At 31.7% G+C, this 9,553-nt stretch carries 7 protein-coding genes; 6 read left to right on the forward strand and 1 reads right to left on the reverse strand.

All coding sequences use genetic code 11. The features are described 5' to 3' along the window. Positions 1–195: 195 nt before the first annotated feature. On the forward strand, positions 196–2,004 hold the full coding sequence (locus ACO5J6_RS09895) for a S1 RNA-binding domain-containing protein (RefSeq protein WP_485643707.1): 1,809 nt from the start codon (positions 196–198) through the stop codon (positions 2,002–2,004). Positions 2,005–2,249: 245 nt separating this feature from the next. Here the strand turns inward: ACO5J6_RS09895 and ACO5J6_RS09900 are convergent, their stop codons facing one another. Continuing rightward, positions 2,250–2,816 carry a biotin transporter BioY gene (locus ACO5J6_RS09900; protein WP_485643708.1) on the reverse strand — a complete coding sequence of 189 codons (567 nt, stop codon included), beginning with the start codon at positions 2,814–2,816 and terminating at the stop codon, positions 2,250–2,252. Positions 2,817–3,070: 254 nt separating this feature from the next. On the opposite strand from ACO5J6_RS09900, the gene ACO5J6_RS09905 reads away from it, so the two are divergent. The 5 genes from ACO5J6_RS09905 to ACO5J6_RS09925 all read left to right on the forward strand — a co-directional run bounded on the left by ACO5J6_RS09905 (position 3,071) and on the right by ACO5J6_RS09925 (position 9,426). Next, the gene (locus ACO5J6_RS09905; protein WP_485643709.1) at positions 3,071–3,652 is read left to right on the forward strand and encodes a TetR/AcrR family transcriptional regulator; all 582 of its coding nucleotides are present in this window, start codon (positions 3,071–3,073) and stop codon (positions 3,650–3,652) included. Between the two features lie 244 nt (positions 3,653–3,896). Continuing rightward, the gene (locus ACO5J6_RS09910; protein ID WP_485643710.1) at positions 3,897–4,832 is read left to right on the forward strand and encodes a M23 family metallopeptidase; all 936 of its coding nucleotides are present in this window, start codon (positions 3,897–3,899) and stop codon (positions 4,830–4,832) included. Next, positions 4,796–5,200, forward strand: a complete 405-nt coding sequence (locus ACO5J6_RS09915; RefSeq protein ID WP_485643711.1) for a bactofilin family protein — start codon at positions 4,796–4,798, stop codon at positions 5,198–5,200. The genes ACO5J6_RS09910 and ACO5J6_RS09915 overlap by 37 nt, the downstream gene beginning before the upstream one ends. Positions 5,201–5,279: 79 nt before the next feature. After that, positions 5,280–8,189, forward strand: coding sequence for an autotransporter domain-containing protein (locus tag ACO5J6_RS09920; protein ID WP_485643712.1), 2,910 nt, complete (start codon positions 5,280–5,282; stop codon positions 8,187–8,189). A gap of 511 nt (positions 8,190–8,700) precedes the next feature. Beyond that, positions 8,701–9,426 carry a DUF4846 domain-containing protein gene (locus tag ACO5J6_RS09925; RefSeq protein WP_485643713.1) on the forward strand — a complete coding sequence of 242 codons (726 nt, stop codon included), beginning with the start codon at positions 8,701–8,703 and terminating at the stop codon, positions 9,424–9,426. Positions 9,427–9,553: the final 127 nt, after the last annotated feature.

Here is a 9,553-nt window from a genome sequence, read left to right on the forward strand (position 1 = left end):
CCAAAGGGTCGTTGGTTCGAGTCCAACCGGGGACGCCACTTTTTTTATTTGATATTTATTTGATAATAAATAGGAAATGTTCGGAAGATGAAGTATATATCTTTTATTGAGGAATTATACTTCATTTTTTTTCTTTTATTTGGTATAATAATAATAAAGTGAAGTAAAAGACCATACTGTCTAAGGAGATATAAAATGAGTGAATTTAATGATTTGTTTGAGGAAATGTTGAATGATTATTTACCTGAAGAAAAGAAGTCAGGAGACATTGTAGAAGCCGTTATTGTGAGAAAAGATAATGATTTTGCATATCTGGATTTGAATGGAAAACAGGAAGGAAGAATATTAATTAGAGAAGTAGAGAACTATAATATAGGAGACACTATCGAAGTGAAAGTATTGAGAAACGATGAAGAAAACGTAATAGTGTCTAAATTTTTACTTGATAAAGCTAAAGAATTTGCAACTTTGGCTGAAGGAGAAATAGTTACAGGAGTTGTATCTAAAAAGATAAAAGGAGGCTATTCAGTTAAAGTAGGTAAAAATGATGCTTTTTTACCATTTTCACTCTCAGGTTTTGAAAGAAATAATGACCATATAGGAGAAAAATTTAAATTTATAATAAAAGAAAAAACGAGAAATAATTTGACAATTTCAAGGTCTGATTTAGTAAAAAAGGAAGAAGAAGATTTTTTTAAATCAGTTAATATAGGAGATACTGCAACAGGTAAAGTAAAAGAAATACTTGATTTCGGTATAATTGTGGATTTAGGAGCGACAACAGGGTTTATACATATTTCAGAAATATCATGGGAACAGGTAGATGATTTAATAGAAAAATTTGGTATAAATGACGAGATAAAAGCAAAAATAATTGAAAAGGATGAAGAGAAAAGAAAGATAAAATTAAGTGTAAAGCAACTGGAAGAAGATCCTTGGATTTCGTTTGCTGCAAATCACAATGTTGGAGATATTGTTGATGTAAATGTTAGGGAAGTACTTGATTTTGGTTTGATTGTGGACATTGATAGAAATAATGGTTTTATCCATATTTCCGAGTTGGCATGGAACCATGTAGGAGATGCTTTAAAAAATTATAAGCAGGGAGATAGAATTAAAGCTAAGATTATTGACATTGATAATGAAAAGAAAAACTTGAAATTAAGTATTAAACAGCTGTCGGAAAATCCGTGGAATGCTGTAAAAGAAAAGTATGTGATTGGAGATATACTTGAAAAACCTATTTCTGAAATTTTTGAATTTGGATTGTTGATAGAACTTGAAAAAGATGTTGACGGATTGTTGCATGTTTCTGATTTAGGATACAGAAGAATTTCAAATTTAGGATCCAAATATAAAGTTGGAGATGTAATCAGATTTAAAATTATAAACTTCAATGATGAAAAAAACAGAATATCATTAAGTACAAAAGCATTACTTGATGATGTATGGAATAAAATAGAAGAATTTTACAGTATTGACGATATAATAAAAGGTAAAGTGATAAATGTTCAGGAATATGGTATATTTATTGAAACAAAAGAAGGAATAGAAGTATTTATCCATAGAAATGAATTTTCATGGGATAAAAATAATAAGGCAGAATATAATGTGGGAGATGAAGTAGAATTTAAGATAATTTCTATTGATAAAAATGAAAAGAAAATAGGTGGAAGTATAAAACAACTGGTGATATCTCCTTGGAAAGAAGCAGCGGAACAGTATAAAATAGGTAATAAAGTGAAGGTCTGTATTACGGAAATACTCGAAAATGGCGTACTTGTAAAATTAACTGACAGATTTAACGGACTGATACCTAAGAGAGAATTGACAGAAGAATTTTTGAAGGATATTTCTGAAAAATTTTCTGTAGGGGATGAAGTTGAAGCTGTAGTTACAGAGCTTAATGAAAAGAAAAAATCTATTATCCTTTCTGTGAGAAAAATAGGGGAAATAGAAGAAAAAAAGGAACTTGAAGAATTGATGAAAATTTATGGAGTATAATAATTGAATTACTTTATAAATTAGAAAATAAAATATAAAAAATACATTTATGAGATCTTCTAAATTATATTATTTAAAATAAAAAATAAACGTTTAGAAAAAAATATTTAAGCCATAGGCAAATTTATCATTTTTTTCTTAGTGAATAACTATTTTAAATCAATATAATTTATTGAATAAATAAATGTATTTTTTTAATATTCTATTTTTATTTTAGAAAAATTTTTTATTCTTAAAGTTTGTTATTATTCTTTTACAAATTTCCAAACGAATGGAAGTAATAAAGTCATAAGTACCATTTTGATTATATCTCCGATAATAAATGGAATAAGACCGATTGCTAAAATATCTTTTCCCGGCAAGAAAATGGCAAGCTGTATAAGTCCGAAGAAATATAGTACAAAATGAGCGAGAACTAATACGGGTATTAATTTCACATAAGATTTTGTCCAACCTTTATCTGCAAAATATCCGCAAATCATCGCTGCAAATAAAAATCCTATAACATATCCTCCACTTGGGAATAAAAAAGGTAATCCGCTTTTAAAATTAGCGAATACGGGTAATCCGACAGATCCTGCCGTGATATAGGATAATAAAGTTGAAGTACCTAATTTTCTACCATAAGCAAGTCCGATAAGCATAACTGCCAAAGTTTGTCCAGTTATAGGAACATATGGTAAAGGTATAGTAAGTTGCGACATAAGGGCAATAAAAATTGTTCCGCTGAGAACAAGAAAAATATTTTTTGCAAGTTCGTATTCTTTGTTTTTCACTTTAACCAGATTGTTGATTAATATATTTTGATTCATTTTCTACCTCCTAAATTTATATCTTTTCCATTAAAAGTATAACTAATAAAATCCAAAAAGTCAAGAAAATCGTTGTATTTTGAAAATCAGGAATTTGAAAAGTCAAAAGAGCCATAATGACTGGAAATCTTAAATTAAAATTTTAATTTTATTGACAAAAAAATACATAAGAAGTATAATAAGTTATAAAAGAATATTATTATCAAATACAACTAAATGATTACAATCTGAATACAGTGGTTTAATAGATTGGGGTGAGAAAAATCGATAAAAAATTGAACGGGACCTACGAAAAAATCTTACAAACTACGATTAAGCTGATTCAGGAGGAAGGCAGCCAAAAGCTGACGATGAAAAGAGTTGCGGAAAAAGCTAAGGTAAATAAAGCCCTTGTAAATTATCATTTTACAGGAAAGGAGAATTTGATAAAAGAGGCTGTTTCCGTTATGTCGAAAGATTTATGGACTGTATTTGATGTTTTGGATAATTATGAATTAGATGCACGAATTAGATTTGAAAAATTTCTTATAAATTTTTTAAAACAGATATTAAAATTTAAGGAGTCGATAAAATATCTATTATATGAAGGTAAATTTTTATTTGATGAACAAAAACAGTTTTCGGCATATTTAAAAAATATAGGATTACCCAAAATAAAAAAAACGATATTTGAAATTGCCGGAGAAAAAGATAATACAATCGGAGATGTATTGACACTGCAAATTTTTGGCTCACTAGTATTGCCTAATATAATTGTTACGGAGAAAAATGATATTTTCAAATTTGTATTGCCTGATATTGAAAAACAGGTACAGATATTAATGGAAAGACTCTGAAAAACTAATTTTATAATAACTGAACTAATCAGAAAATATTTAAAAAATAAGGCTGTTTCAAAATAAGAAATAAAAATAAAATAAATCAAAAATATTTCTATTTATTTTTCAAAATCTTAGTAATTTAAATTTGAAACAGTCCTATTTTTTAATAATATATTTGGATAAATTAATGAAATGTAGTATAATATATTAAATTAAAAAATAAAATTAAGGAGAAAGCTTTTTTTAAGTTAACCAAAATATGGAAAAAAAACGAAAAGTTGAATTAGAAGTCTTAAATACATTAAAAGAAAAAAAGATGAATGAAGTATTTGGGAAGACAGTAAAAAAAGAAAAGAAAGAACCTAAGAATAAAGCAAAAAAACAGAAAAAGTTTACAGAAGGTATAATTATTCAGGTTGGTGAAACAGGAACAAAGAGTTATTTGAAAAAGTCCACGCTGGGAAAGAAAAGATTAAAAAGATTAGTTAATATGATAATTTTTTTAATATTTATCGGAATGGCAGGAGTAATATGGTTTTTATTTATGAAGTATAAAACTTTTCAATTGTATTTAACCAAGAATAAGGAAGTCTTGGAGAATGGGAAAAAATATGAAGAAGAGCTAAAAATGAAAGCTGCTGAATTAAAAAGCCTGAAAAATTTAACATTAAGTAATATTAAAAACATACCTGAAGATAAGAAAAATCTGATGTTTAGTATAATTCCGAGTGGAAATCCTTTACTGGGAGAAATTCATATTACAAGTCCTTTTGGAGAAAGGATTCACCCTATTACAGGAGAGAGAAAATTTCATCATGGGATAGACTTAAGGGTTAGTGTAGGCGAACCTGTAGTTGCTACAGCTATAGGGAAAGTCAGTTTTGCAGGAGTAAAAAATGGGTATGGAAATGTGATAGTTATAGACCATATGTACGGTTTTCAAACAGCTTATGCTCATTTAAACAAAATATTGGTAAAATCAGGTGAGATAGTCGGGAAAGGTAAAATTATTGCCGAAGGTGGGAATACAGGTAATTCTACAGGACCACATTTACACTATGAAGTAAGGTATAATGGAACGCCTATCCAACCTAAAAATTTTATAGACTGGGATAGTAAAAATTTTAATATAATATTTGAAAACGAAAGGAGTGTGCCATGGGAATATTTTCTAACAATAATGGGAAAGAATTAAATGTTTCCGAGGGAATAAGTGTAATATCATCAAAAACATATGTCAAAGGGGTAATTGAAACCGATACGATGACACAAATCGAAGGAGTGTTGGAAGGTGATATTAAATGTGATAATACCGTCCATGTAAGCAGTGGCGGAAGAATAACAGGTAATATCGTTGCAAAATCAGTATTTGTAGACGGAGAAGTTTCGGGAGATATACTTGCCGAGAAAGTGGAAATAGGAGAAAAAGGAAAAGTATTGGCAAATGTAGTGTCTACATTGTTCATAATCCAAGAAGGAGGACTATTCGAAGGTAATAAAAAAATGAAAAAAGCGGAAGCATATATAGAATATGAAGAAGCTTCCGAAAATTCAGAAGAATAAAGCACTAATATCTTTATTCATTCAAATACGATACTCAAACTAAAAAAATATGAAAGAAAAATAGGAGGAATTAGTAAAAATGGGAATTAAGAAAAAAATAGCAATACTTGCTCTATTGGTAACACTTATAAGCTGCGGTGGAGGCGGCGGTGGAGGTGGAGGGACTTCAAGCCCTACACCAAGTATCCCAAGCAAGCCAAGTACGCCAAGTACACCGCCGTCAACTCCAAGTACACCGAGTGCACCTGTGGAGTCATCAAAAGATTCTAATGGAAATATAAAATGGAATGACAGAACGAGAGTATATGATAAAAATAATCCTAATAATTTAAGCAGTGCTGCAACATCTCAGGCAGGCGCAGGAGTAGTTGTAGGAGTTATAGATATGGGATTTAGTACGACAAATGCCGCTCTTCAGGCAGATATGACTAATAAATTTGGAACCAGACTTATTAAAACTAATGAACATAGCAACCAAACTGCTGATGAGGATCATGGTATAACAGTGGCTGAAGTAATAGGAGGAAATACAAATACAGGGATAGCAAAGGGAGTTACAATAGTAGCTGCTGATGCATCAACAAGAAATAATAAAGGAGAATATCATCCTGACCCTACTATCGGAATGTATAATGACTTATATAACAGAGGAGCGAGAATATTTAATCAATCTTTTGGAGTCAACAGTCAAGTAACAGATTATGATTGGAATAATCCAAGAGCCGTGGAAGGTCAGATAGGTTCGGATATTTTGCAATTCTATAAAGATAAAGTAAATGAAGGAGTCTTATTTGTGTGGGCGGCAGGAAATGAAACATTTCATAATCAACCTTCCCTCGAACCCGGACTACCTTATAAAGTACCCGAACTGCAAAAAGGCTGGATCAATGTTGTTGGACTTGCAAATAAGTATATGTCAGCTAGACCTGGGGAAACAAAATGGGATGAACTTGAAAGACTTTCAGGAGCGGGAGTAGCTAAAAACTGGACAGTAACAGCAGTGTCGGGCATTACTTATACATCTAAAGGTACAACGTATGGTGCAAACGGTTCTTCTTATGCTGCACCAATGGTAACGGCTACAGCAGCGTTATTAAAAGGAAAATATCCTTGGATGGACGGAAGTCTTATAAGACAGACTATCTTATCTACAGCTACTGATATAGGAAAAGTAGGAGTAGATGAAGATTTCGGTTGGGGACTGTTAAATGTTGATAAAGCATTAAAAGGACCTGCATTATTTGATAAAAGACTTGCACTGGCAGATAATGTCGTTGTAAATGTATCGGCAGGAACATATACGTTTTCCAATGACATCGCAGGAGATGCAGGACTTATAAAAAATGGACCGGGAACTTTAAAATTTGACGGTAAACTGACTTATACGGGAAATACTGTAATAAACAATGGAAACCTTATAATAAAGGGAACTACATATAATGCAGGAGCTACAAGAATAGCATTCGGTAATATGGTAGTAGTTGATAATGTGAACATAAAAAATGATATACAAAATGAAAATGGAAGTCTTGAAGTACAAGGAAACAATGTAACGGTTGGAGGTAACTATACAGTAGGACAGAATGCAACAACTGTTTTAAATTCCAATTCCAATTTACATGTAAAGGGAAGAGTGGTATTAAACGGGTCTAAATTAGAGCTGAAATCTGAAAAAGACGGAGAGGCACAATATGTAACTGCAAAAGGCGTGCAGTCGTCCATAACTTCGGATAATAAAATAGAAGGAAATGTTGCTAATATAGAAACAGGAAGTATGTTAAACGGGAATGTGGAAAATAAAGGAAACAGTCTTAATGCAACTTTGAGCAGAAAAAATGTGGAAGACTATGTATCGACTTCAAGTGTGGGAGATGCAATGAGAAACAATGTTGCGGGAAATCTGGAAACATCATTTAAGGAGCTTGACAGTCAGATAGAAAGAGGAAATATAAAAGAAACATCCGCATTTGCAAGAAATGCGGCTCTAATACAAAAAATGTCATTACCTACAGCAGCAGCGGTACTGGACAGTCTATCAGGACAGATATATGCTTCGGCACAGGCACTGACATTCCAGCACTCACAGACAGTGAATAAGGACCTGTCAAATAGACTGGTAATGCTCGGAACTCTTGATAATGTAGGAGACAATGCAGGATTATGGGTAACGGGGATAGGAGCGAACGGTAAGTTAAGACAGGAAGGTTTCGGAGTAGGAACTACTCACGTATACGGAGGACAAGTAGGGATAGACAAAGCATTTGGAAACAGTCTGATATTAGGAACAGCTTTATCATATTCAAAATCGGATGTAAAATTTGACAGATACGGAGGAGAGTCAAAGGCAGACGGATTTGGAATATCATTATACGGAAGACTGGGAAATAAGGAAGTACCGTATTACTTACAGGGAAGAATAGGAGCAGGATTTATAACAAGTAATGTAGAAAGGGATATACTGCTTGGAGGAACTGATACGAAGAGGGCAAAAATAGAGCATAAAGATAAAGTGTTATCGGGGTATCTTGAAACAGGATATGACATAAAGAGCGGAGGCTTCACATTGACACCGTATATAGGAATAAGTCATGATACGGTAACGAGAGGAGCATTTAACGAAGAGAACAGTCAGTTTGGACTGAAAGCGGAGAAGAAGAGATACAGTCAGACATCGGGGTTAGTAGGATTAAGAGTGGGTCAGTCGATAAACTGGTCAAGTGGAAGCAAGACGACATTCCAAGGATATGTAACACAGCATATAGGATTTAAGGAAGAGGATTTAAGTTTTGAAGCGTCGTATACAGGATTAGCGAATGCGAAATTCAAAGTAAAAGGGATAGGCTTGTCAAGAAACAGCACATGGGCAGGGATAGGAGTATTGACGGAAGTAAATCCGAGATTTGCATGGTATATAAACTATGACGCAAAAATGGAGAAACATAAAGCAGGTAACAATGTATTTACGACAGGATTTAGAGTTAATTTTTAGCAGCTTTAAAAAACATATGAAAAGTTACAGAAAAATTTAATTTTGAATACTTGTCTGAGTACTTGAGCAATCTAAGTAAAAAAGCTATCTTGAAATATGAAAATATTAAAAGATAGTTTTTTTATTATTTAACTTTAGAAATTGTACGTCAGAATAAAAAATATATGTTAGAATAAAAAAAGGAGAGGTTAAAGAGAGTAAATTTCAAAAAGATAATATATGTTTTTTATAATTGAATAAAAGGTTGACGTTATCAGAAAAATAATATAGAATACATAAAAGCGTTATTATAAAAAAATTGGATTATTTCTGAAAGGAATAGATATTTATGATAAAAAATATAAAATTAAAAAAATTTATTTTAATAATATTTGTATGTCTACAAATCTCATGCAATTCTGAAAAACAGGATAAAAGTAATAGTAAAACACAAAAAAATAAAGAAGTGGTAGGGATTCGGAACGATATAAATAATTTATCAAAGAGCGATAATATTTTAAATCCTTCAGGAATGACAATAGAAACGAGATATAATCCTCCTAAAGGATATAAGAGAGTTCAGGTAGAAAAAGGGAGCTTTGCCCAGTTTTTGAGAAATATGAAGTTGAAACCTTACGGAGAAAAGGTTTTATATTTTAATGGGCAAGCGAAAAGAAGTGAAGGAATATATGACAGTGTAATAGATGTGGAAATAGGAGACAGAGACCTTCACCAATGTGCGGATGCCATAATGCTCATAAGAGGAGAGTATTTCTATTCAAAAAAAGAATATGATAAAATAAATTTTAACTTTGTTTCGGGATTTAATGCAAAATATTCCAAATGGATAGAAGGATACAGAATAAATCCCAATGGAAAAGGCTCCTATTATAAGAAAACGGGTTCATCAAATTCATATAAAGATTTTAGAAACTTTATGAATATTGTATTTGCTTATTCGGGGACTCTCTCGCTTGAAAAAGAGATGAAACCTCAAAGTCTTGAAAATATGAAAATAGGTGATGTATTTATAATGGGCGGAAGTCCCGGTCATGCTGTAATAATAGTGGATATGGCGATAAATGACAAAGGAGAAAAAGTATTTATGCTGGCTCAGTCATATATGCCTGCACAACAGACTCAAATATTGGTAAATCCGAACGACGGTAAAATGTCGGTGTGGTATTCAATAAAAGATAAGGATATTCTTGTAACTCCTGAATGGAAATTTCCTGTGAATAAGTTGAGAAGTTTTTAATTTGAAAGGAAAAATTTAAAAATAATGGTTGAAATTCACATAAAAATATAGTATAATAACTGAGTATTGGAAAAGTGGTCGCATAGCTCAGTTGGGAGAGCACCTGCCTTACAAGCAGGGGGTCATT

The sequence above is a fragment of the Pseudoleptotrichia sp. genome, assembly GCF_057270515.1.

Excerpts from the sequence above, each read along its gene's own strand:
- ACO5J6_RS09925 (WP_485643713.1), top strand. The coding sequence starts at position 8,701 with ATGACAATAGAAACGAGATATAATCCTCCTAAAGGATATAAGAGAGTT.
- ACO5J6_RS09900 (WP_485643708.1), bottom strand. The coding sequence starts at position 2,816 with ATGAATCAAAATATATTAATCAACAATCTGGTTAAAGTGAAAAACAAA.
- ACO5J6_RS09915 (WP_485643711.1), top strand. The coding sequence starts at position 4,796 with ATGGGAATATTTTCTAACAATAATGGGAAAGAATTAAATGTTTCCGAG.
- ACO5J6_RS09895 (WP_485643707.1), top strand. The coding sequence starts at position 196 with ATGAGTGAATTTAATGATTTGTTTGAGGAAATGTTGAATGATTATTTA.
- ACO5J6_RS09910 (WP_485643710.1), top strand. The coding sequence starts at position 3,897 with ATGGAAAAAAAACGAAAAGTTGAATTAGAAGTCTTAAATACATTAAAA.
- ACO5J6_RS09920 (WP_485643712.1), top strand. The coding sequence starts at position 5,280 with ATGGGAATTAAGAAAAAAATAGCAATACTTGCTCTATTGGTAACACTT.